Source organism: Mucilaginibacter sp. (assembly GCF_028288205.1).
Taxonomy (GTDB): Bacteria; Bacteroidota; Bacteroidia; order Sphingobacteriales; family Sphingobacteriaceae; genus Mucilaginibacter.
Map to the genome: position 1 here is coordinate 66,918 of NZ_JAQBOD010000012.1, position 25,076 is coordinate 91,993.

Below are 25,076 nucleotides of genomic sequence, written 5' to 3' on the forward strand. Positions count from 1 at the left end.
CATATCAATGCTGGCGTAACAAGGTAATCTCACCTCAAAATAATCAATCATTATTCCCGGATATTTATGATATTTGCCGCTTATGCGGGCAGGCGAAAAGTTAATTTATGTTAAAATTAATCTACTTAAAGCTGTTTATTTATAATAAGGTATAAAAAACCTGATATTTACTAATCGATAAAACTATACTTATATCCATTATCCATGCAATACAAAAAAATCAATAACCTGTTAGGCTGGCTTTGCTTTGTAATAGCTTCTGTTACCTATATTTTAACCTTAGAGCCATCCGTGAGCTATTGGGATTGCGGCGAATTTATTTCGTGCGCTTTCCGTTTACAGGTTGCCCACCAACCCGGATACCCTGTATTTGCCATGTTAGGCAAAGTATTTTCTTTATTGTCTTTAGGCGATAATACCAAGGTGCCTTATTTTACCAATATGGGTTCGGCAATTGCCAGCGGGGCTGCTATCATGTTCCTGTTTTGGACTATTACCGCATTAGCTAAAAAGCTTTTACCGGTTACTGATGGCGAAAATGATAAGTCGCGTACAATACTTATTATGGGTGCAGGTTTGGTTGGTGCATTGGCCTTTACTTATACTGATACTTTTTGGTTCTCGGCTGTAGAAACTATTGTGTTCGCGCTTTCATCATTATGTACCGCTATAGTATTTTGGGCCATATTAAAATGGGATGCCCATGCTGATGAACCGGGTGCCGATAAATGGCTGATATTTATAGCTTACGTTATAGGCCTTTCAATTGGTATACACTTACTTAATTTATTAACCATACCTGCTTTAACACTAGTATATTATTTCCGCAGAACCAAAAAAGTAACCGTTAAAAGCGGGTTGATTGCATTTTTAGTAAGTATAGTTATACTGGGTTTGGTACAATTTGGCATCAGGCAATGGACCATAAAACTTTCGGCATTTTTCGACTTATTCTTTGTAAACACTTTAGGTTTAGGTTTTGGCAGCGGATCAATCTTCTTCTTTTTATTGCTGATAGCTATATTGGTAGCCGGTATTATATATAGTATACGTAAACAAAAAGCGTTCTTAAACCTGGCATTTTTATGTGTGGCATTTATTTATTTTGGTTATAGCTCATTTGTTTATATACCGATACGTGCAACTGCTAATACTAATTTAGATAATACACATCCTGATAATGCTTTTACGCTAAACAGCTACCTAAATCGTGAGCAGTATGGCGAAACGCCATTAATATCGGGCCCTTATTTTGATGCTAAAATAGTTGACCAAACCGAAGGTGCCACTCAATACCGAAAGGGCAAAACTAAATACGAGGTATCTGGCCATAAACAAAGTTATATTTATGACCATACAACCATTTTCCCGCGTACTTATAGTACCGAGGGACAGGACCCGCAATTTTACAGGCAATGGCTGCAAATGGGTGATACTGATGTGCCGGGAATGGTTGAAAACCTAAAATTCTTTTTTAGCTGGCAAACTTATCAAATGTACGTGAGGTACTTTCTGTGGAACTTTGCAGGCCGCGTAAATGATATGGATGGCCAGCAGCAAATGGGTGGCTTTAAGGGTTATGTTGATGGCGATTGGACCACCGGCATTTTTGATGGAGCTAAGCATTTGCCAAAATCAATAATGCATAGCAATACTTATACGCCATTATTTGCCCTGCCGTTAATATTGGGCCTATTGGGTGCCTGGTATCATTTTAAACGCAAAAAGCGCGACGCGCTAATTGTGGCCCTGTTATGGTTTTTTACCGGTATGGCCATTATACTATATGTTAACCAGCCATCTGTACAGCCACGCGAAAGAGATTACTCGTATGTAGGCTCGTTTTATGCCTTTGCTATATGGATAGGTTTAGGTGTATTAGCACTTGCCGAACTATTAAAAAAAGCGTTAAAGGCACAAACAGCTGCATTGGCTGCTACAGCTATTTGTTTATTAGCCGTGCCGGCAGTACTGGCAGGCGAAGAATGGAAGGCCCATGACCGCTCTACAAAACGTACAGCGCACGATACGGCTTATGATTATTTGATATCATGCCCGCCAAATGCCATTTTATTTACTTATGGTGATAACGATACCTACTCTTTATGGTATGACCAGGAGGTTGAAAACATAAGGCCCGATGTGCGTTTGGTAAACCTTAGCTTATTTACCGGCGATTGGTATATACACCAAATGCAACGTAAAATGAACGATGCTGATGCATTGCCTATAACTATGCCTTTTGATAAGTATAAAGATGGCGTACGTGATGTGATCTATTTCAGGGATGCCAAAATACCCGGTTATGTTGAAGTTAAAGATGTATTTGATTTTATATCATCTGATGATCAACGTACCATGACCCAATATCAAAACGGCGAAATAGCTAACTACCTGCCTACTAAAAACTTTAAAATAACTATTAATCCTGATGAGATCATTAAAAACGGCATAGTACCCGCTTCGCAAAGAAACATGATAGCCGATACCATGAAGTGGAAATACACTTCTAACTATGTGATGAAGGATAACCTGGCCATGTTGGATATATTGGCACATAATAACTGGAAGAGGCCCATATGCTTTGCCATTACTGTTGGCAATGAAAACCTGATAGGATTACAGCCTTACCTGTATAAAGAAGGGTTTGTTTATCACTTAATGCCGCTTAAGGTTGATACTGCTGTTAGGGACCAGGCAAGCAAAACCAATACCATGGTGATGTATAATAACATGATGAACAAATTTAAATTCGGTAATTATAAAACCGCCCGTTATTTGGATCATGAATCAACCACCATGTTCTATCCCGTTATGGTAAGCACTTTCCTTGATCTGATGCAAGGCCTTATACGCGACAATCATTCGGATCTTGCTTTAAAAGCGTTACACAAATATGATTCGGTAATGCCTGACCTGAATATTGATATGCGTACATCCGGCACTAAATTTTTTATTGCACAAACTGCCTATCAATTACATGACCTTGCTTTAGGCTCAAAATATATTACCAACATAGACAATTATATAACAGATCAGTTAGATTATTACTACACGCAGTTAACAACTAATTCAAATACATTTAGTCCGCGCGACGCGCAGGTAGGTATCCAATTGATAAATGCAATGGCCGACGAGGCAAAAACTAATCATCAAACTGCCTTATACAATAAATTGCAAGCGCAGGCCAAAGATTACGAAACTAAGTTTGCCGCTATTTTTAAACAATAACAAGTTTATTAGTATAAACAAAGAAAAGGCGACTCTAAACAGGATCGCCTTTTCTTTTTTATCTGCCTTGATAAAATAAATGTCAATTTAGGCGAAGGCTTCGTTCAGATTTGTTTATACCTATTTTTATTTAGTAACTTCAAATAAAAATCATAACCTATGCAACGCCGTAATTTTTTAGCAACCACCGCCGTAGCCGCGGGCGCTTTAACCCTTTTAAGTAAAAGAAGTTTAGCATCATTAATAGCAGATCCAACTTATCAATTTAAACCCCTGCGCAGTAACATGGGTATATTTACCGAACGTGGCGGTACTATTGCCTGGTTAAGTAATAAAGATGGTATAGTTGTGGTAGATGCCGAGTTTGCCGACACAGCCCCACATGTTATTGCCGAATTACAAAAGCAATCTACCCTGCCATTTCAGTGGTTAATAAATACCCATCACCATGGCGACCATACCGGTGGTAATATAGCATTTAAGGGATTGGCTAAAAATGTCGCGGCCCATCAAAACTCGCTTATAAATCAAAAGGCTGTTGCTGTTAAAGCAAATACAGAGGATAAGCAATTATACCCTAATATTACCTTTGCCGACCAATGGAAAACAAAAGTGGGCGATGAAACCATACGCACTCATTACTGGGGGCCGGGGCATACCAATGGTGATGCTATGATACATTTTGAAAACGCCAATATTGTACATACAGGCGACCTGGTATTTAACCGTATGTACCCGTATATTGACCGTACCGCCGGGGCCTCTGTAAAAAACTGGGCCGTAGTATTAGAGAAAGCTCAAAAACAATTTGATAAAAACACGCTGTTTGTATTTGGCCACGCCTATGATCCGGTAAAGGTTACCGGCAGTTTGGATGATTTGAAAGCAATGCAAAATTATATGGAGAAGCTGGCGGCATTTGTTAGCAGCGAAATTAAAGCAGGCAAATCAAAAGATGATATACTAAAAGCAACTTCTATACCCGGTGTAACTGAATGGCAGGGAGATGGTATACAACGTAGCCTTTCGGCAGCTTATGATGAGTTCAACGTTTAACTATGTCAAAAAAACAGCAATTTAACCGGCGCAATTTTATCAGAAATACAACAACCGCGGCAGCAGGTTTAATGCTGCTGCCTACCCTACCCGTTGAAGCGTCAACCGAAAAAGTTATTTATGAGCCTGCGGCAGATATTCCTGCTAAACAAATAGCAACCAGGCTCCGGTTTTCTGTTATCGGTATCAATCACAGCCATATTAATGGTATGGTAGATGCTGTTACCCGTGGTGGCGGGCAATTAATTTCGTTTTATGCTAAAGAACCTGATCTGACAGCAGCGTTTGCCAAAAAATTCCCGCAGGCAAAACTGGCCGGTAGCGAGAATGAAATATTAGAAGATCCTTCTATTCAATTGATCCTAAGCTCAGGCATACCGGTTGATCGGGCACCTTTGGGTATCCGTGTTATGAAGCATGGTAAAGATTACCTGTCTGACAAACCAGGAGCCATCACATTAGCACAATTAGCCGAGGTACGAAAAGTACAGAAAGAAACTAAACGCATTTACTCCATTATGTATAGCGAACGGTTTGAAAGCAAGGCAACTGTTAAGGCAGGCGAATTGGCTAAAGCCGGTGCAATAGGCAAAGTTATACAAACTATTAATATTGCCCCGCATAAAATGACCCCAAAATCACGCCCCGAATGGTTCTTTGATCCGCAATATTGCGGGGGGATATTAACCGACATTGGCTCGCATCAGTTTGACCAGTATTTATATTTTACAGGCACAACCAAAGCACAGATTGTTGCATCACAAATTGGCAATGTAAATCATCCGCAATATCCAAAAATACAGGATTTTGGCGATGTAATGCTGCGCGGAAATGGAGGCATGGGCTACATAAGGCTTGATTGGTTCACTCCTGACGCTATACCTACATTTGGTGATGGCCGCCTAACTATATTAGGAACAGAGGGTTATATAGAAGTTAGAAAAACTTTAGATATAGCCGGGCGTCCGGGTGGCGACCATCTTTTCATCGCTAACCAAAAAGAGATACGCTATATTGATTGCAGTAAAGACTACCTGCCATTTGGTGAGCAACTAATTAACGATATACTTAACCGTACAGAAACAGCTATGCCGCAAGAACATTGCTTTTTAGCAACTGAACTGGCGCTATTGGCGCAGAAAAATGCACAGCGTATTGATTTGATGTTATAATTAACAATTACGTCATTGTGGGTACCCACCAGGGCCAACCCTGAAAAAAATCGTTATGACGTATGCAAAAAAAATTACATAAACACGTTGTCATTTCGACGAGGAACGAGGAGAAATCTTAAACGCCAGGCATGGTTGCTTAGCAGGGTGTATAAGATCTCTCACTATGTTCGAGATGACAATTTTAATTGTATTGATAATCAATAACTTACAATCACGTCATTGTAAACGTAGCGTGGCAATCTCTACACAACAATTTGGTAATACTTAGCATGTAGAGATTGCCACACTCGTACCTCGCTCGCTGTACTGGGAAAAGCGAGACCAGCCAATCCTTAGCCAAAGCCGGAGTCGAGCGTGTAGGAATTGGTTCTTTTACCCATGCAACGTTAATGCTGCTTTGTAATTTTAAGGTTAGATAAGTAAAAACAGACTAATTGGTATGATTCATGTAAAAACGGGGATTTCTGTTAAAATACCTAACACATTTTTTAAACTTAATGGTTATAGCATTAAGTAAACCCAACAAACCATGAAATACGCATTTATTATAGGTACAAGTGTTTTTATAGTTCCCAATGGCGTTATTAGTTATGCTGATGCTGAACACTCAAAAGAAATAATAAAAATAAGGTCTATTTATCACAATAATGAGCCCGGGTCTGCTTTATCTATTGATGTTGATATTAAAGACGTAAATGGAAACTCAATTATAATTATTGACAATATTGTTGAAATAAATTCTGTTTTCACAGTGGAAACCCAACGGGATTATGTTAAAGTTTTAAATCCGGATGGTTTGGTAATTTTAAATATACATCAATTGGATGACCAGTCTGCCATGAGATTAGAGCATTATATTGTAGCCGAATTGGAAGTACATGCCCCTGTAGTGGTTATACGTATCAGCGGCGATTTTGAAACCGAAGGGCTTCATATAACTGCCGAAAATGAAAAGTTGTTTATAAATAATAATGGGTATGCAACCTCTGCACTGGCCGGTAAGGATCAATTGTTATTTACAGAAGCCGGAGTTGTATTATAATTAAAAACATTATGGCAAATTTCCAGGAAATTATCGCAGCAGAAAAACCTGTACTGGTGGATTTTTCGGCCGAGTGGTGCGGCCCATGTAAAATGATGCCGCCTATTTTACAACAACTTAAAAGTAACCTGGGCGATAAAGTGACTGTAATAAAGATTGATATTGACAAAAATCCGGCAGCAGCAAGCGCTTATAAAGTTCAAAGCGTACCAACGTTAATAATATTTCAAAAAGGGGAAATAAAATGGCGGCAAAGCGGCGTAGTACAAGCTAACCAGTTGCAGCAAATTATATCGCAATATCTGTAAGCAAATTTAATATTTACTTATAGCAGGGTTCATATTCAATAATCATATTCGGATAATAATTTTTTAGGGGAGAAATTAAATTAATTTATACTATTACATCCAATAGTTTGTTATATTTATACACTCTTTTCGAATATTAGTAAACATCTTAAAACCGGGATTACTATGTTGTTACAGCCATCAGGATTTATACCGCAGCGCCAGTTTCATATATTGATAAACCTGGCTAATGAAGAACATAACTTAACCGTTTTACCCAGCCTGGCCGGTAATTTTAAGGTTATAAAGCAAGGCAAAGTATTAGGTGAAGTTAGCTATACGCCTAAAAGTAAATTGGTATGCTATAAGGGCAGGTTAAAAAAAGCGCTGATGGACCAGCTCGAAAAGCATTTAAGCAATTATTATTCGTACGCTTTTTGATAATTATTTGCTGTACCAGGCCATTAACAGTAACACCATTTGATTATAAGTATCTAGGCCATGAGGCTGATTATTGGCCTTTAGGTAATCGTCATAAAAAATACTGCTTAGTATGCCTACACGTCCTCTAAAAGAAAGCCAATAGGCCCGTTGGGCCTTAAAATCGTTACGTACTGCTGCTGATATATGGGTTTTTAGTTCATTATTAACTACCGTATCTCTGCGTCGCAGGGCATGCATGCATTCATCCAAAGCTGCCTGGTAGGCAGAATAACGCAACAATCTGTCATGTGATCTTATACCCGCTAAAAACCCGGCAAAGTTAGCCTCATCTTCTGGCCCATAACCTGTTTGGTGTGACATTTCATGGCAAGCAACAAACGGGCGCTCAAAAACAGGCATTTGGTAATTCATCTGCGCTTCGCCGGTAAATGGGTTATAATAACCGGAAGTGCCCATGTAATTCATAAATGGTGTAAGCAATGATGACTTTATGCCCGGGTGCCAGGTACGAAAGTTAGCCGAATCGGCAGAAAGCTTACTTATCGCATTTATTGCTGTTTGATATATGGCTGCATTATCCTGTAAGGTATCTGCTTTGTTAATGCGTGCGCGGCAAGCGTTTGCACTATCAATAATAATACAGGTAACAGCCTGTAAATTAGTTAAAGTATAGTTAGTATCCCGTAGCCCAAGCCGTTGCGCTGCCGATGGCCTGAAATAATTTACTCCCCAAAACAGGTAAAAAATCAGCAGCCCTGCCTGTACTCCTATAATCAAACCTAATAAATAGTTGCCTATGCGTTTAAACTGTCTTTTAAAAGCCAGCACAATAAGTTTAACTAAAAAATATATTAAATAAGCTATAACAATAATATAAACCACATCGCCAACACTGAAAGGAAACAGGTTAAGAACAGGATGTAATAACCGGCAAATAAACACATATAATCCCTCAGAATAATAATGCTCAACAGCCGCCGGATGATCTTCAAATACAGATAGCAAAAAGATTACAATTGCCAATACTGCAATAGCTAACAGTTTTTTTTGTACTTTATTGAGTTGATACGGCATTTACAATACAAATATAAGGTTATGCTATATAACCAGCTATAAACAAAAAAGCCCCCGGTGGCCGGAGGCTTTTAAATATAATTTTCAATTATTTTATAGAAACAGGTACTGATACGTTTTCCCATACCAATTCAAAACCCTTACTGGTTATTACATATTTTAAACGCTCAGTAAGTTCAACTGTTTTAGGCGTAACGGTTGCAACCAAAACTTCTGTTGACGGGTCGTCATTTGCTACATGCCCACCGCCCGGTGCACCTTTTATACCCCAACTGGCATGTTTAGAGTTAAAAATAACCTTCCACTCCTTTTCTCCGGGTGTAGCAAACAAATCATATTTACCAGCGGGTAATTTTTTGCCCTCAACTATAATATCTTTATCAGTTGTAAATGTGGTAGCTTCATTGGCACCAGCTCTCCATACTTTACCATAAGGCTCTAATCCGCCAAATATTTTACGCCCTTTTACTGATGGGCTGCCATAATTAATAGTGATGGTTGCACCATGCACCTTTCCTGATACACTATCGCGTGGGCTTGCTACAACCTTAGCCTTGTTTTGTGCAAAGCTTGCGGTTGAAACTAAAAGTGCAAATGCCAGGAAAACTATTGCCTTTAATTGAAATACTTTTTTCATGATTTTATACTATTTGGTTTACAATATAAAGATAGGTTGAAATTTGATTGTTGCAAGCGTTATAAAATGAATTTCTATTCAAAAATTTAAAACCAACTTAAGTATATACTGTTATAACACTGATTCACCTTGCAGTTAGGAATTGACTGAAGGTTTCATAGACCTGAGGTTAAACAATTGTTGTGAGTTGGCCCTTGCCCAAAAGGCAAGGGTTTTTTTTATTGTTGTTCTATATAGATTAAAATACCTACCAATAAGTATTTTTGTCAGCGTCTGGTAAAGTTGAATGGCTTTTATCTATATATTTATGTGAGGATTAAACCGATGGCTATTTTTTAGTCTATATAAATAACAGCGCTTGAAAACGCTGTTTAAATTATAAAATCATTATGAAAAGGATATCTCAATATTTGATATTAACAGGCTTAAGCGGATTATTATGTTTGTTTTTGTCTGTTCCCGCTAATGCGCAACGAGGTGGTAGCCATAGCGGTGGCGGAGGTGGCGGTAATAGCGGCGGTGGAGGCGGCGGCTCCCACAATAGTGGCGGTGGTGGTTTCTCAGGCGGTCGTTCAAACGGAGGTTTTTCGGGTGGAGGTCGTACTACTAATAGTTTTGGTACCTCGCGTCAAAGTTTTCAAAGCGGTGGTATGCGTGGTAACATTGGTGCAAATACTAACAGGGTTGGCATAACCGGAAATACTCGTGGATTTAACTCTTACAATAACAGGGTTGGAGTAACCAATGGCTACCGCGGAGGAGCTGCAGTAGCGCGTGGGGGCTTCGTAACAAGAGGGGGCCATACTTTTGGCGGTGGATATGGACGTGGTTACGGCTATCGTTACAGCCCTTGGTACAATCATGGCGGTTTTTATTATAACCGCGGCTTTTATCGCAGCGCATATTATCCACGTTTAGGTTTTAGTTTAGGCATATTGCCTTTTGGCTACTACCCTTTTTATTGGGGCGATGCCCAGTTTTACTTTAGTGATGGCTATTATTATCAATATAATAACGACCAATACACTGTAGTAGAGCCGCCTATAGGTGCTGCAATTAATACGTTACCATCTAACGCGCAATCAATTACCATAAACGGCCAGCAATATTATGAGCTAAACGGTGTTTACTATACGCCAATTACTAAAGATGACGGCACTGTTGTATACCAGGTTGCCGGTAAAGATGGCCAATTAGACACAAACGATAATAGCAACTATAATAATAACAGTGCTCCCAATAATGGCAGCAATCAGGCCGTTGCATCACCGGAAATTGGCGACATATTTTATAGTTTGCCCCCGGATACCCGTAAAATAAAACTTAATGGCGAACAATACTACGTATCGCCTGACGATTTTTACTACCAGGAATCCCGTGATCAGAATGGTAAAAAAGTATATAAAATTGTAGGCACCCCCGATCAGACGCCTGGCAATTAAAATTTAATTTCTTAATAAAAAGGGTGAACGCTTTACGGTGTTCACCCTTTTTATTAAGCTATTTATAGGTATGAATTTATACTGACAAACAAACCCCTATATTGTTATTTGAGTACAAAGAAGTCACAAAGTAACGCAGAGAGCTAAGTCTGCATAATTCTGTTCTGATTTTTGTAATATCAATTTTGATATAGTCTCAAGTCTTAATACTCTGCAAAAATTTCATCCTTGTAGCACCAAAGCCATTGTTCGCCTGGCTGTGCAGATATTATAACCGGATGATCTGTTGCATGATAATGCTTTGTTATATGTGTATTTGGAGAATCATCACAGCATAGGGTAACGCCACAGGTTTGGCAGGTACGTAAATGCACCCAGTCATCACCGGTTTTAATACATTCTTCGCATACAAGCTCTTTGGGTTGTATAATGGTTTTTATTTGTCTCAGATGCTCACATAGCTGTTCATTTTCCATAATCTATAGCATATAAAATGTTCTGATATAGGTATTTGCATGTGTTTATGAATGGGCCTTATTATCGATTTTTATCGGTGTCATGTGTATTGTAAAGGTAGTGCCCTGCTTTTCTGTACTACACACTTCAATGTCTCCGCCATGTTTTTTTACTATCTGTTTAACAATGCTTAATCCAAGCCCTACAGACTCTTCTCCACGAATACCCCTGCGGCTCGCTCTTGAAAAACGATCAAAAATATACGGCAATAACTTTTCTGGTATACCCATACCAAAATCTTTTACATCAATAAATATCTGCCCGTCTGTATCTCTTAATGAAACTTCAACATGGTCACCCTCGCGCGAAAATTTAATGGCATTACTTATCAGGTTATCCATAACCCGCTGCATCTTTTCCATATTAATATGGGTATAAATTGGCTGGTCTGTACCGTAGTATAATAATTTAACCTGCCCCATCTTATTTTTAACCCATTCATCAACAACTTTTAAAAGATATTGGTTAAGCTCTACTTCTTCAATATCAAAAGCAATGTCATTTTCATTATTAGCTGTTTCTATTAAATCATTAATTATTGAAGTTGCTTTATCGCATGATGTTTTTATCATTTGGATATTCTCCTGGTTATCCGCATCTATTGTTTCATCTTCTTCCATTATCATAGCCAATGCTTTAATAGCGGTAAGCGGGTTGCGCAGGTCATGCGCTACAATGCCCAGTATCTCATTTTTTAACTTACTGGCTGTTTCTATTTCTATATTTTTTTCTTCAATTGCTTTAAGCTTTAAATAATTATCAGCACGATAAGAGAATACGAATCTTGATATGCAAAAAAATAAAGTTACCAGTACAGCCGAAACCACGTCATTTAACAGTTGCTCCTCAAAACTATGCTGATAATAGGGCACTGTAAGCATAAAAATGACACTTATTACCACCACAACAAAAAGAGTCTCATAATATTCCAAAGTAAAGAATACACCAACAAGCGTTAATGCTGCCAGATACATTACTAATGTATTACGAGGATTATGCATAACAAAAAAAGTAACCCTCATCCCGTTAGTTATGACAAATAAGGCAAATATCAGTATCAATGCCCTGCCAATAAATTCAACCAGGCGGTCATGCTCAAAATACTTTATAAGCAATGTACTACCAACATAAAATAATGGAGTAATTATGGTCGAGATCATATTAGCAATACCCAATTCATCAATATGGTTTACATTATTAAAAGGCAGGTTGGTAAACCTGCAGATCAACCGTATTGACAAACTCATCAGGAAATAAACTAAACTGATATTCTTTACCGTTTTTAAATTCTGGAGGGTGGAGTAACTACGGAAAGCGGAGCGATTAGGTAAGCTAATCCTTGTAAAAAAATAAACCCTCATGATATATATTTGAGATAGGCAAATATACTGAATACATTAACGTTGTTCTTAAATACCATATTTAATTTTGTATGAATTTAAACAAAATAAACCATTGCTTAAAATGCTTCGTCAAACAATATAAATATTTCATTTGTCCGCTGGGTTGCAGGTTTAGTGATGTTAATTATATCTTGCTTTAATGCCACGAAAAGGTTAATGTTTACATTTTTCGATATTTATTAGGTGTTAATATTCTTTATTTATTTACTTTGTCCACCACAAAATTCAATACACATTCTGAATTAAATAATTATGACTTACTGCCTCGGAATAAAGGTTAAAGAGGGCCTGCTTGCAATTGCTGATACCCGCATTACATCCGGAACTGACACTACTGTAAAAAAGAAAATTTCGATAGAACAAAAAGACGGATTTTCTCTTTTCATTATGACAAGCGGTTTACGCTCTACAAGGGATAAAGCTATTGTATATTTTACCGAATTACTGGAAACCACCGAGTACAATAAATTATATAAAGCAGTAAATGCTTTCGGCGAACAGGTTAAAAGAGTAGTTAAGGAAGATAAGGAATCATTAGAAAGGGCCGGTTTTAACTTTGACCTGCACAGTATAATTGGCGGGCAGTTAAAAGATGATGATGAGCATAAACTTTTTTTATTATATCCCGAAGGAAACTGGGTAGAATTAGGACAAGGTGCGCCTTTTGTAATTATTGGTAATTCGGGACATGGAAAACCTATACTTAACCGTACATTAGATGAAAATTCCAGCTTAAAACTGGCACTGAAGGTAGGTTTTTTATCATTTGACTCTACCCGTGTAAGCTCAAATAATGTGGATTTCCCAATAGATGTGGCGATCTACAAAAAAGACAGCTTTCACATTATTGAACAACGTTACGAGAAAAAAGACCTGGAGAATATTTCGACCCAATGGGCCGAAGAACTAAAGGCAGCCTTGCAACATGTATCCGAGGACTGGATTAATGTTGCCTTTAATAAACTACCATAAATTACTACTATGAAATTCGATGTATTCACCGAAATGGAATATAATGTGAGGTCGGCGAGTACTTTGATTTTAAATATCAACGCTTTAAGAACACAACATCAAACCGTAATAAGCGAAACTTTTACTATTGATCCATATCTAAAAACCGAAGAGTTAGTATCGGCCAACGGCGAGAACCGCCTGGTAAGATTTGAGATCAATGACCCCGGCACTTTTAAAGTCACCTACAAGGCAACTGTTGATAATTTTACCAAGATTATAGACTATGAGCATCACGACGAAGTACCGGTGGCTCAGTTTGATCCGGCTATAATGCCTTATTTGTACCCAAGCCGTTATTGCCAGTCAGACAAGCTATACCGGTTAGCTAATAATATGTTTGGGCATATTGTAAATCCATTCACGAAGGTTATAGCACTTACCGACTGGATTCATCGTAATGTACAATACTTAAGCGGTTCAACAAACGCGCAAACATCAGCATTTGATACTGTAACAGAGCAGGCCGGCGTATGCCGTGATTTTGCGCATTTAGGCATTGCCCTTTGCCGTGCATTAACTATACCTGCAAGATATTTTACCGGCTATGCCTATCACTTAAAACCTGCCGATTTCCATGCCTGCTTTGAGGCATATTTAGGCGGCGAATGGATATTATTTGATGCTACAAAGCTTGTACCGTTAAATGGCATGGTTAAAATAGCCACAGGCCGTGATGCTGCCGATACTGCTATAGCCAACATTTTTGGCGATGCAACTTTTAGATCCATGATAGTGAGCTGCGAACTTGCCGATGAAGGCTTTGAACCCATATTTTACGGACATATAGATTATATGGGGATATCGTATTTGTAAGCCTGACCAACCCTCCCCGGGACAGTAACTACTTTAAAAAGGCTTATGTAGTGTTTCACAAAATAATGAAACACATGAAACACTCTTTTAGGTTAACTTATTGATATATAGCAATTTGAAAAAATGAGTGAAACACTTTGAAACAGTACAAAAGCTTTAGGTAAAACAGCATAAATACTTTATAATAAGTATTTTATGTCATTTTATCGATTTTTGCAAATTTAGAGTGAAACACCTGATGTGAAACACTTTTATCAGGGGCTGAAACAGTCTGTGAGCGCTCCCACCGGGGCAATACTATTGATGTAATTTTGAATGCTGTCTTTTCATAATCTATTACGCTTAGAGGGCTTACGCCCAATGTCATTAAGTTAAGAGAAACCCCATCGGGGTTCAAGGTCGGTAGCAAAATAAATACCAAAGAAATGCCGTGCCGTCAGGTACGGAACCTCGCCGATGTTGCGTACCTGACGGCACGCTAAATAATTTATATGATATTTTCTACCGACATTTTGCACCTACGGCGCATTTTTAAATAATATTTTCCCTTAACTTAATGACATTGGCCTACGCCGGTTTCACCGGGCTGCCTATCCAATCCGTTCCCGGCGACAGGCGCTCGCCTTTCATCACTAATGATAACGCTTCAATACGGGTATCGTCGCCTAATTCGCTATCATACAAAATAATGGTGCCCGCGCCTATGCTGCTTCTGGCACCTATTTTTACGGTACCAACTTTCATTACCCTATCCTCGAACAAATGTGTTTGCGGGCCGCAATCCTGGTTCAGGGCAGCATCATCACCAATAGTTACCATATCAAACTCGGTAATGTCGGTAGTGTTCATCCACACGCGTTTGCCAATTTTTACGCCTAAAAGGCGCATCAATGGCGGCAGCCAGGGCGTTCCCTGCAAATAGTCTAATAAAAACGGTATAGCTAATGCTTCATAAGTAGATGTAATGGCCTCGCTTTTCCAAACGGCCCAGCTCCACATAGGCTTTTGCTGTGTTTTATATTTACCAATAAACAACCATTTTAATACCAACGGAACCAAAAACGAAGGTATGCCCATAAAAAACAAGTAATAAAACGGGAAATAAACAATGATCTTCCACAGCGGGTCATCTACCAACAGATCATGAGCGTACGCGATAAAAAATATCGAAAAGCAAATAATAGCGCTTTCGGGCAAAATAATGCGGATAAACTCCACAAAGCCGCGGGCGAACTTGCGGTAATTATTAGGGTGCATGGTCAATTCCTCACCAAAAAGTGTACTTTCCTGCCTTCGTGGCAACGGTATAGCGGGCGAACCAAACCAATCTTTAGCAGCGGTATTAGCCATTTGTTGTTCATCAGGCGGCGTAGATAATACTCCTATCAGCATATTGCTGTTTAAATGATACCCTTGCGGGATAAGTGCACTATTGCCAACAAAGCTCCTGTTACCAATAGTTGTTTTATCCAATATTAGTTGTTGTCCGCGTACGTCTGCTTCACCTAAAGTAACCGCATCGGCAACAAAAGCACCATCGCCTATTTCCAGCAGTGGATGCGTTACACTACTGGCGGTTGATATTTCTGTACCCTTCCCTATTTTAGCACCAAGCGCCCTGAAAAACGATGCCACATATACGGTAGCGTATATAGGATGCATTACAATAAGGCTTAACGACATTAACTGATCGGCAAACCATTTACGTACATAAAACATACTGTACACCGAATATTTGCCCGGTTTAATCCCTCGTTGCAAAATGCGGGTAAATAGTATAGTTTCTGCTGCAAACAGTATAATATACATTATAGCCAGCATTGGCACATGCACCATATAATTAAAATTATAATCGGGCGCCGCGTTATCCATACGGTTTATGGTAATTATTGTTGGCAGCAATGGCAATAAAATTATAAATGGAAATATCATCATGCACATAATAAACACCAGCTTATACTTTCTGCGGGTAAAAGCTGATACCACTAATGGTTGCGGCAGGTCCTCAATATTCCTGGTTTCTTTTAATTGCGCGGGGCTACCCTGCCATACCTCGCAATATCCTATAGTTTTGCCGGGAGGCAAAAAGCCCAGATCCTGCAGCTCGCCCCATGCAGCCACATGGCTATCGCCTGATATTATGGCACTGCTGCCAATATAAGCATGGTCACCAAGTTTTATGCGGCGCAACTTAAGCATACCGTCTTCCACAAACGCGTTATTCAGGTTGGTTTGTGAGCTTATACTAACATCGTTACCAATAGTTATCAAATCCTCGGCACCAAAATTAAAATTACTTATCTGGGCATTGGGCGCTATCTTCATACCTAATAAACTTAAATAAAGCGGGTACAGCGGCGTGCCGTTTAAAAATTGCGCAGGCAATAAACGCTGTATAGTTTTAACAAACCACCATCTAAAATAATAGCTCCCCCATAAAGGATAATCTCCCTCTCTAATCTTCCCTATTACCAGCCATTTAGCACCAATAGATATAATAGTAAATATGGGCGGGATAAATGAAAACAGCACCAGCGATGTAATGATAGAATAAGCTACATTACCGGTTTCCTGATCAACATAATAATAATAGCCCAGGTAGGGTATAAATATCTGGAAGGCAAATAAGCCATAAATTAACAATAACGATATTGTTTGTGCCAGCCAGCAAAGTAAATAAGTGGGCAATGATACCCTTTTATAATGGCGTTTTGATTTAGCCTTAACCTTAGGCTGGCTTTCCCAAACGCCTGTTAAATTACTTAGCGGCCGGTTAATATATATATCCTTTAAGGATGCGCCGGGCAAATTAGCATCACGGCGCAGCTGCGATACAAAACCGGCTGCCAATAATGAATGCCCGCCCAGGTCATCAAAGAAATCCATAGATGGATTAATTTCCTTGTTAGGGAATATCCCACGTAAAACAGCCAATATTCTATCTGCAGCCGGGGCATTTAGGTCGATAGTATTTTGCGAATTATTGCTTATGGTGGCAAATGATTCGGGTATAGGTAATGCCTTGCGGTTTATTTTACCGCTTGGCATGCGGGGCATTTCATTAATAGTTACAATGGTGCCCGGCACCATATAGGATGGCAGTGTTTTAGCTAATTCTATACGGAACAGATTCTCTTCAATACAATTCAGGCCTTCCATAACAACATATGCTACCAATTGCTCCTGCGCGTTACCATCCTTTTTTACCGCGACAACAGCAGATGCGACACCGGCTATAGCATTTAGCTTAACTTCTATTTCACCTAACTCTATCCGGTATCCACGTAATTTTATCTGATCGTCAAAGCGGCCAAGCAGGTCTACACTGCCATCGGGGTTTATAATAGCAGCATCGCCGGTTCTATATACCATATTACCCGGCAACAGGTTAAGTGATTTTGGCTTGGATACAAATTTTTGCTGGGTAAGCTGCGGCAATTTAACATAGCCGGATGCAACACCCGGGCCGGTAATAACCAGTTCACCTTCTTCGCCATAAGGTAAAATATTTAAGGTTTCATCAACCACTGCCAAATTATAATTAGGTAATGGTTGCCCTATAACTATCTTATCACCAATATTTAAGGGCGCAATGGTAGCGGTTACTGTAGTTTCGGTAGGCCCGTAACTATTGTAAAACTGCATACCCGGTTTTGCCCATTTGGTCAATACCTGTGGTGTACAAGCTTCGCCACCCGCATTTACTAATCGTAAAGATGGTATGCTGTCTTCCATAACTGCCAGTAAACTGGGTACCGCGTGCAGAATGGTTATATTTTCTTTTTTCAGGATATCGCCCAACTCATCTATTGCCTTTGAGGTGGTGTTATCGGCCACCCAAAGGGTAGCTCCGGCAAAATAACTTATCCAGGTTTCTTCGCACCACATATCAAATGATACAGAGAAACCCTGGTACACCCTATCGGTTTCCCTGATATCAAAAACAGTTTGTTCTGAACGCACCAAATGGCATATTTGCTTCTGGCTTATAGGAATTCCTTTAGGTTTGCCTGTACTGCCCGAAGTATATAATACATAAGCACAATCATCAGGCTTGGGCCCTTTAGGTCTTTTAACTTTATCGTGCGGCGCAGGCATTGGTTTTACGCTTAACCGCGCACAAGGCGAATTTAATTTTTGCAAGCTAAAAACACCATCTGCGCCAACCTCTTCTAATATTACCTCTACACGTTCTGCGGGAATTTCCCTATCAATAGGCACATAGGTTGCGCCCGATTTTACAATACCTAAAATAGCCACGTGCAGCTCCAGGCCGCGCTGCCACCATACCCCTACTTTGCTATTACGTGCAATCCCTTTTTTGTTTAAATAATCGGCTACCGCGTCACTCCATCGGTCAAGCTCGGCATAGGTTAAAGATCGGTCATTAAAAACAAGAGCAGTTTTATTCGCATGCAGCCCGGCCGAAGTATAAAATAAAGTAGCCAATGTTTCCTCCCGTATCAGGTCCGGGCGATCGGCTCCGAGTATAACACTCAGTGAATTCATAATAAATATAGTTACTTTAGAGGTATATTAATTGGTTTATAGTTCAGGCTAACTAACTCAATAGTAAGCATGTTTTGTATGTTTAGATTAAATAAAAACATATAGTTTAACGCATAAAGTAATTGAGATAATATTATTACAAATGATTATTTGTTACCATACTACAATTGATAAACCCTGGAGCAGTAGTGAACTGGAACAAAAAATAGCGCCTATACCATCCGCATTAAAACAAAAAATATTAAAAAAACGCAATCATTCAGACGTGCAGCTCTCGGTAGGCGGCAACCTGTTAGTTTTAGAATTATTAAAGCATTTTAATCTTGATTTAACGCTGAATGATTTGCTTTATAATCCATACCATCGCCCTTATTTTAATGCCGGATTTGATTTTAACATATCGCATGCCGGCAACAGGGTAATTTGCTGTGCAACCACCCAGGGGAAAGTTGGTATTGATATAGAACTGACCGCACCGGTTAATTTTGATTATGATGATTATTTTACAACCATTGAACAGCAAAACATCCGCAGTAATAAAGACCCTAACACTGAATTTTTTAAGTATTGGACACGCAAGGAAGCCTTGCTAAAAGCCATAGGAACCGGCGTTTATACCCCGTTATTAGCTATGGATGTTTCGGGGGATATTTTTACTTATAAAGGCGAAACCTATTATTTATCACCTATTGATATTGATCCGGCCTATCAAAGCTGTATGGCGCATACGGTTAAGCAGGAAATAGCGATACAATATTTAACTTTATAGCCTTATGATAACCGACCCGCAAATATTTATTCCTGAAGGCAAACCTGCAAGTATTGGTAAATCATATTCCATTTCATAAAGCAGATACCGGTAAAACAAACTGCACTCCTATTTTTGCGAGTAGTGCCAGGAATTGTCTGATTAGTAAAAATGCTCCGTAGGAGCTACCTATTTGTAGTAGTAGAAAGTATATCCAAGTTCTTTTGCCTCGTTAGAGGCTACCCATCTTTAGCAGGTTCGGCCTATCAATTCAGGGTTGCACCTACGGAGCAATTTATTGGTTATTAATTTTTCTACAAATAGGTAGCTCCTATGGAGCATATATATTACATATTCGTCGCCATAAAATATTACTCAATCACCCTGACCTTTAAGAAGCTCGGATGCTCTTTTGATGTATATATCTTATGTGTTGCCTTTTGAAAATCGGTTTCTTTGGCTTTCATAATATCTACAAAAGTTTGCGGGTTACGGTCAATAAGCGGGAACCAGGTACTTTGTACCTGCACCATAATTTTATGCCCCTTTTTAAAAGTATGCAGTATATCCTGCAGCTCAAAATTAACCGGGGTTACCTTACCGGGTATAAATGGTTCAGGCTTTTCAAAGCTGTTACGGTATTTACCGCGGATAGGCTCACTGCGTACCATTTGCTCATAACCGCCCATTTTTATACCTGCACCGGTAAATTTATTGTTTGATGCCGTGTCCGGATAAACATCCAATACCTTCACAACAAAGTCGGCATCAGTGCCGGTGGTTGATACATTCAGATCGGCCCAGATGTTACCGGCTATGGTTATATCTGTATCCAGTACATCACTTTGATAGCTTAGCACATCTTTACGGTCTGCCAAAAAGCGTTGGTCGGCGGTCATATACTCACGTTGCATATCCATGGTTTGCTTCCTGTCGGCCACAAACGGAACCGGGTTAGCAGGATCAGATACATACTCATCATAACTATCTTTTCCGGTGGCCGGGGCTTTGAATGACAATTTACCACCCGGCAATAAGTACAGTTGCTTGTCCTCTGTATTTCCCGGTGGCCAAACATCATAACCTTTCCATTTATTAACGCCTGTTTCAAAGGCTGATATATTGGGTATAGCCATAGCGGTACCCTTTAAATAATGGCTAAAAAATTTATACTCAATATCGTCACGGTAATGCGGGCCCTGAGGGCCGCCAAAATCTACATCGCCTAAATGATCGCCGGGGCCGCGTGCCCAGCCACCATGTACCCACGGGCCCATTGTAAAGTAAACAGGCGTTTTTGGATTATTCTTAACCAGTGTTTTATAGGTATTTATAGCACCATACAGGTCCTCGGCATCATACCAGCCGCCGGTAACTAAAACGGCGGTTTTTATATCATGCAGATGAGGCAACACGTTACGGTCCTTCCAATGTTGGTCATAATTTGGGTGATCCATCATTTCGTTCCACAAGCGTATGGTATCTTTATAATACTTATCGTTAGTGTTTTTCATAGATCCCATCTTCATAAAAAAATCATAACCATCATCTGTACCGGGGTTAAAGCGCCCGCCCCTGCGTTGGGTTGGCTTATCATCCTGCCTGTTGGTAAAACCGGGATAGAAACCAAAATTAGCTACCAAAAAGAAAGCGCCGTTGTGCCATCCGTCATCGCGCCATAAATCGGCAATAGGCGCTTGTGGTGATGCTGCCACTAACGCAGGATGGCGGCTCAACAATGCGGTGGTAGTATAAAATCCGGGATATGATATTCCCCATACGCCTACTTTGCCATTATTGTTAGGTACGTTTTTTAATAGCCAATCTATAGTATCGTAAGTATCGGTGCCCTCATCCACGGCTGTATTGGTTTTATGCACTTCCAGCTCGGGGGTCATTTCTTCATAAACACCTTCGCTCATCCAACGGCCGCGCACATCCTGGTAAACAAAAATATAACCGTTATGTACAAATTGAGAAGATGGCCCCATCGAAGATTTATACGTATCCGGTCCGTATGGCGCTACGCTGTATGGGGTACGATCCATCATAAATGGATATTTATTCGACTGATCTTTAGGTACATATACGGATGTAAAAAGCTTTTTACCATCGCGCATAGGTATCTGGTATTCGTATTTGGTATAATTTGCTTTTATATAAGCTGCATCACCAACAGTGGCTATTTGTGCAAAAGCACTTACAGAAGTAAACAGAAGAATAAAAAGGATCAGTTTTTTCATGGTATAATTTAATGCATGAAAATACAGAAATTTAATTAAGAAACGTTACCCAAAGGCAGCAAATACCAGTTAAAAGACATTATAAATGCTTCAGTTAATTGGGTAAAAAAAATTACCCAATTGTAACATTTTTGTTATAATTATTTTATAGCTTTATGTTAACCAATTATAAGGAGTTTGAATTATGAGAAAAGTATTAATTGTATGCTTACTGGCGTGCGGTATAAATACAGCAAGTAAAGCCCAATGTCCAATCAATGAAATTATAACAACCAAAGAGCCGCAAGTTATAGCAAGCCTTATTGATAACAATACTGATTGTATAAAGCAATCATTACTGCAAAACCCCGAGTATCAAAGTTTCAGGGTTTATATAGATTATTTGTACAATACTTCGAGCCCGTGGGTATATCATACCAACCCCGAAAAAGAAAAATTATTTGTTGATTTTTACACTAAATGGGGTGAGGCTTATCCAACCATGCGGTCGCCTGCGCCAACTGATGAAAATTTTTATACGGACCTAAAGGCAATGATAGCAACCGATCCAGGCTTTTTTGCGCAACAAAAAGTCACAAAGATCCCTGTAAAATACCAGCAATGGCTATATGTTAAAAAGCTTAACAAAAAATATGGCGAACGTAATATAGAACTTTTAACCAATGCCGCGGCTAAAATAGCCAACCTGTCAACTACCAACTATTCGGCATTCGTCTCATCTTATTAACCCCTAATTCCATTAGCCCCTACACTTGCCCGGGTAAAACCGGGTAAGTGTTCCTAAGTCCCCCGGCATTTTAAACAATTAAAATGTAACATTGGCGCCAACTGTGAACCAAAAATAAATGCCATTCATGGAGCTATTATCCAGATAGTTAACCTGGTTAATTGGCTTTACAAAATACGGGGTTCCAACAAACTGAATTTTCTTAATGGTATATGTTAAAGGCATAGCTGCAGATACGGCTAACAACTGGTATTTTCTAACCTCACGCTGTTTTTCCTCAGTTACTGTTTGGTTAACAATGGTTTTGCTAATGGTTTGCGAGGGTGTACCCGGTGGAAACAAAAAACCCAATACACTGCCCTGAGATGATCCGGGCGTAGTTGTAGCCCGGTCAACTTCTTGTGGAACTTGCGAGTTTGTATAATAAATTTGGTTAAAAGTTTGTGTACCGCTATATATAGTTAAGGTTGGCGCTGCTTTAAATCCGTTTTTATGGTTATCAGTAATTTTAATCAGCTGTATCTCTTTAGTTAGTTCGGCATCGTTAATAATATCATGCGCATTATTTTTATCTAAACGATAGCTCGCTGCAAGCGTTAATTTAACCACATCATTTGGGTTAACGTATAACTGCCCGTCAAAACTGGCATTAAATGATGACAGGATTATCGGACTGCTATTGGTTATAAAATATTTGGTAGCCGAAACCGCCCCTCCGGCGTGTTTACTTTTATCAAACGTAAAAACATAGCCAGGTGTAACACTCAGGCCTTCGGTTTGCGAATTATTGCCGGATATATCGAAATATCCCGAACTGTTTAAAAAAAAACCCACTTTAGAGATCAGGGTAACCGAAGGTAATAAAACAGGGACGCTTGATACATCTTTTCGGCCCGCATAGGTTAAGTTAGATATATATTGCGCGCCCGCGTTAACAAAAATAGCTTTGCTATTTTTTCGGGCAGTATCAGTTTGTGCATAGGTATAAATGCTTATACATAGTAACCATATAAGCAATTGAAGTTTTTTCATGAGGATGCCTGGTAAAATCTCTACACTCAAAAAGGCCCATGCAGGCCTTTTTGAGTATAGAGATCTGTATAAATAATTACTATTTACTGTTTTTTAGCACTCACACCCGCGCTGCCTGATGTGGTTGTGCTGCTGTTAACTGAACCTTTTTTCGCGCTTAATTTCGATGATCCGCTAACAGATCCGCTTGCATTTGAAGAAGCTTGTATCTTATTGGCTTTAGCAGTTCCGTTTATGTTTGATGAACCGCCAACAGATTCGCTTCCGGTTGAAGATGCATTGATCTTACTTGCTTTTGCAGCACCGCTTACAGTTGATGAAGAAGCAGTTGATCCGTTTCCGGATACAGAACCTTTTACCTGGTTCGTATTAACAGCACTATTTATGCCTGTTGAAGAAGCAGTTGCCCCGCTTTCGGATACGGAACCATTAGTTTTATTTGCGCTAATTGCACCGCTCATATCTGATGAAGCAGCAGTTGAGCCGTTCCCTGTTAAATTTTTACCGGCCAATGTTGCTGAGGTTTGCGCATCAGCAGCTCCGTTAGTTGCGGCCCTGTTTGCCATTGCCGCCCCGCTTGCATTAACACTGGTATTTATAGCAGTGTTACGGGCGTTATTTTGTGCAGCATTTTGGGTTTGTGCCATAACGTGGCTGGTAACATTTGCAGTTTGATTAACTGCTCTTTGCGCGGTAGTTTGTGCGGCTACTTTAGTTGCTGTATTAGCAGCAATATTTACTTGTGCAACACCGGCCTTGGCTACAAATAATGCAGAGGCTAACAACATCGATTTAATTACATTTTTCATAATCTTTATTTGTTTAACATTGATAAAGGAATATCCTTTGATTTGGTTATTATTTACAACCGGCAGCAAACATTTCAAAAACTATACCAACAGCAGCCAAGCGCGTTTTATAGCTAAAAATCATGTTTATTGTGAATAATATTTAATACAATTGCCGTTTAATTGTTTTAATAATTATACAGAAAGGTATTGCACGGAAAGGATAGTCTTAGATAGATCTTACTATCAAATCAATATCTCGGCTATCTCATCAAAGCCTTTTTCGCGGGCAAGGTCAGCAGGTAGTTTACCACCTTCCATACGTGTGTTTACTTCAGCTCCGTTTTCAAGTAACAGGATAAGTAATTCAAGATTTCCGGTTTGTGCCGCAGTATGCAACGGTGTAGAGCCTGCTTGCTGTTTTACATTTACTAATGCTCCATTATCAATAAGCATACGTGCAATATTGTTATAACTGCTTGCGGCGGCAGAGTGTATAGGATATACATTAAAACCATTATTTGATGGCATATTTACATCTGCCCCTTTTAGTACCAGGTAGCGTGCAACTTCAAACTGGCCAAAATAACACGCCAGGCCGAGGGCGGTAAAGCCGTCATCTGCATATAAATTCACGGCATCGGGATGGGTAAAAATTACATGAGCAACAACATCAAATTTACCCACTGCAGCTGCTTCAAAAAGACTTATCTCATCCACATATTTTAAAAGCATCGTGCTAACCTCTGGCTTTTTATAATAGCAGGATAGCATTAATGGCGAAACGTTATGGCTCGTTACAGTGGTAGCCAACGCCGGGTTTTGTGTAAGCAAAGCATTAAGGCCGGGCAAATCAGCATCTATAATATATTGCTCCAGTTGTTCTATACTCATT

20 protein-coding genes are annotated in these 25,076 nt (G+C 39.4%); 11 read left to right on the forward strand and 9 right to left on the reverse strand.

Annotation, left to right across the window (positions count from 1 at the left end; translation table 11 throughout):
* The first annotated feature begins 204 nt into the window (after positions 1 to 204).
* The 6 genes from JWR23_RS03240 (at position 205) to JWR23_RS03265 (ending at position 7,232) form a co-directional block, all read left to right on the forward strand.
* Positions 205 to 3,231, forward strand: a complete 3,027-nt coding sequence (locus JWR23_RS03240) for a DUF2723 domain-containing protein (protein ID WP_299512914.1) — start codon at positions 205 to 207, stop codon at positions 3,229 to 3,231.
* Between the two features lie 159 nt (positions 3,232 to 3,390).
* Positions 3,391 to 4,287 (forward strand): MBL fold metallo-hydrolase, encoded by an 897-nt coding sequence (locus JWR23_RS03245; RefSeq protein WP_299512916.1) that lies wholly within the window; start codon positions 3,391 to 3,393, stop codon positions 4,285 to 4,287.
* Between the two features lie 2 nt (positions 4,288 to 4,289).
* Positions 4,290 to 5,459, forward strand: a complete 1,170-nt coding sequence (locus tag JWR23_RS03250) for a Gfo/Idh/MocA family oxidoreductase (protein ID WP_299512919.1) — start codon at positions 4,290 to 4,292, stop codon at positions 5,457 to 5,459.
* A 532-nt stretch (positions 5,460 to 5,991) separates the two neighbouring features.
* A complete protein-coding gene (locus tag JWR23_RS03255; protein ID WP_299512922.1) occupies positions 5,992 to 6,504 on the forward strand; it encodes a hypothetical protein in 513 nt (170 codons plus the stop codon).
* An 11-nt stretch (positions 6,505 to 6,515) separates the two neighbouring features.
* Positions 6,516 to 6,812, forward strand: coding sequence for a thioredoxin (trxA, locus tag JWR23_RS03260; protein ID WP_299500319.1), 297 nt, complete (start codon positions 6,516 to 6,518; stop codon positions 6,810 to 6,812).
* 165 nt (positions 6,813 to 6,977) lie between these two features.
* The gene (locus JWR23_RS03265; RefSeq protein ID WP_299512923.1) at positions 6,978 to 7,232 is read left to right on the forward strand and encodes a hypothetical protein; all 255 of its coding nucleotides are present in this window, start codon (positions 6,978 to 6,980) and stop codon (positions 7,230 to 7,232) included.
* 3 nt (positions 7,233 to 7,235) lie between these two features.
* On the opposite strand, the gene JWR23_RS03270 is transcribed toward JWR23_RS03265, so the two are convergent.
* Together JWR23_RS03270 and JWR23_RS03275 are read right to left on the reverse strand one after the other, a co-directional pair.
* Entirely contained in the window at positions 7,236 to 8,309 is a 1,074-nt protein-coding gene (locus tag JWR23_RS03270) for a DUF3810 domain-containing protein (RefSeq protein WP_299512925.1), read from the reverse strand.
* Between the two features lie 88 nt (positions 8,310 to 8,397).
* Positions 8,398 to 8,946 (reverse strand): DUF2911 domain-containing protein, encoded by a 549-nt coding sequence (locus tag JWR23_RS03275; RefSeq protein WP_299512927.1) that lies wholly within the window; start codon positions 8,944 to 8,946, stop codon positions 8,398 to 8,400.
* Positions 8,947 to 9,335: 389 nt separating this feature from the next.
* Here JWR23_RS03275 and JWR23_RS03280 point away from each other — a divergent pair, with 389 nt between their 5' ends.
* Positions 9,336 to 10,388 (forward strand): DUF6515 family protein, encoded by a 1,053-nt coding sequence (locus JWR23_RS03280; protein ID WP_299512930.1) that lies wholly within the window; start codon positions 9,336 to 9,338, stop codon positions 10,386 to 10,388.
* Between the two features lie 203 nt (positions 10,389 to 10,591).
* Here JWR23_RS03280 and JWR23_RS03285 read toward each other — a convergent pair whose 3' ends face one another.
* Positions 10,592 to 10,864, reverse strand: coding sequence for a UBP-type zinc finger domain-containing protein (locus JWR23_RS03285; protein WP_299512932.1), 273 nt, complete (start codon positions 10,862 to 10,864; stop codon positions 10,592 to 10,594).
* Between the two features lie 45 nt (positions 10,865 to 10,909).
* Positions 10,910 to 12,151: a sensor histidine kinase KdpD gene (locus tag JWR23_RS03290; protein WP_299512934.1), complete on the reverse strand. Its 1,242-nt coding sequence runs from the start codon at positions 12,149 to 12,151 to the stop codon at positions 10,910 to 10,912.
* 408 nt (positions 12,152 to 12,559) lie between these two features.
* Here JWR23_RS03290 and JWR23_RS03295 point away from each other — a divergent pair, with 408 nt between their 5' ends.
* Positions 12,560 to 13,279, forward strand: a complete 720-nt coding sequence (locus JWR23_RS03295; protein WP_299512937.1) for a peptidase — start codon at positions 12,560 to 12,562, stop codon at positions 13,277 to 13,279.
* Positions 13,280 to 13,288: 9 nt separating this feature from the next.
* Entirely contained in the window at positions 13,289 to 14,134 is an 846-nt protein-coding gene (locus JWR23_RS03300; RefSeq protein ID WP_299512939.1) for a transglutaminase family protein, read from the forward strand.
* A gap of 567 nt (positions 14,135 to 14,701) precedes the next feature.
* Here JWR23_RS03300 and JWR23_RS03305 read toward each other — a convergent pair.
* Positions 14,702 to 18,643: a Pls/PosA family non-ribosomal peptide synthetase gene (locus JWR23_RS03305; protein ID WP_299512941.1), complete on the reverse strand. Its 3,942-nt coding sequence runs from the start codon at positions 18,641 to 18,643 to the stop codon at positions 14,702 to 14,704.
* 142 nt (positions 18,644 to 18,785) lie between these two features.
* Here JWR23_RS03305 and JWR23_RS03310 point away from each other — a divergent pair, with 142 nt between their 5' ends.
* Positions 18,786 to 19,412 carry a 4'-phosphopantetheinyl transferase superfamily protein gene (locus JWR23_RS03310; protein WP_299512944.1) on the forward strand — a complete coding sequence of 209 codons (627 nt, stop codon included), beginning with the start codon at positions 18,786 to 18,788 and terminating at the stop codon, positions 19,410 to 19,412.
* 350 nt (positions 19,413 to 19,762) lie between these two features.
* Here the strand turns inward: JWR23_RS03310 and JWR23_RS03315 are convergent, their stop codons facing one another.
* Positions 19,763 to 21,634, reverse strand: coding sequence for a CocE/NonD family hydrolase (locus tag JWR23_RS03315; protein WP_299512946.1), 1,872 nt, complete (start codon positions 21,632 to 21,634; stop codon positions 19,763 to 19,765).
* A 184-nt stretch (positions 21,635 to 21,818) separates the two neighbouring features.
* Here JWR23_RS03315 and JWR23_RS03320 point away from each other — a divergent pair, with 184 nt between their 5' ends.
* On the forward strand, positions 21,819 to 22,361 hold the full coding sequence (locus JWR23_RS03320) for a hypothetical protein (RefSeq protein ID WP_299512948.1): 543 nt from the start codon (positions 21,819 to 21,821) through the stop codon (positions 22,359 to 22,361).
* A gap of 78 nt (positions 22,362 to 22,439) precedes the next feature.
* Here JWR23_RS03320 and JWR23_RS03325 read toward each other — a convergent pair whose 3' ends face one another.
* From JWR23_RS03325 to JWR23_RS03335, 3 genes are all read right to left on the reverse strand, one after another.
* The gene (locus JWR23_RS03325; protein WP_299512950.1) at positions 22,440 to 23,393 is read right to left on the reverse strand and encodes a hypothetical protein; all 954 of its coding nucleotides are present in this window, start codon (positions 23,391 to 23,393) and stop codon (positions 22,440 to 22,442) included.
* 83 nt (positions 23,394 to 23,476) lie between these two features.
* Entirely contained in the window at positions 23,477 to 24,202 is a 726-nt protein-coding gene (locus JWR23_RS03330) for a hypothetical protein (protein ID WP_299512952.1), read from the reverse strand.
* 225 nt (positions 24,203 to 24,427) lie between these two features.
* Positions 24,428 to 25,075, reverse strand: coding sequence for an ankyrin repeat domain-containing protein (locus tag JWR23_RS03335; protein WP_299512953.1), 648 nt, complete (start codon positions 25,073 to 25,075; stop codon positions 24,428 to 24,430).
* Position 25,076 lies beyond the last annotated feature (1 nt).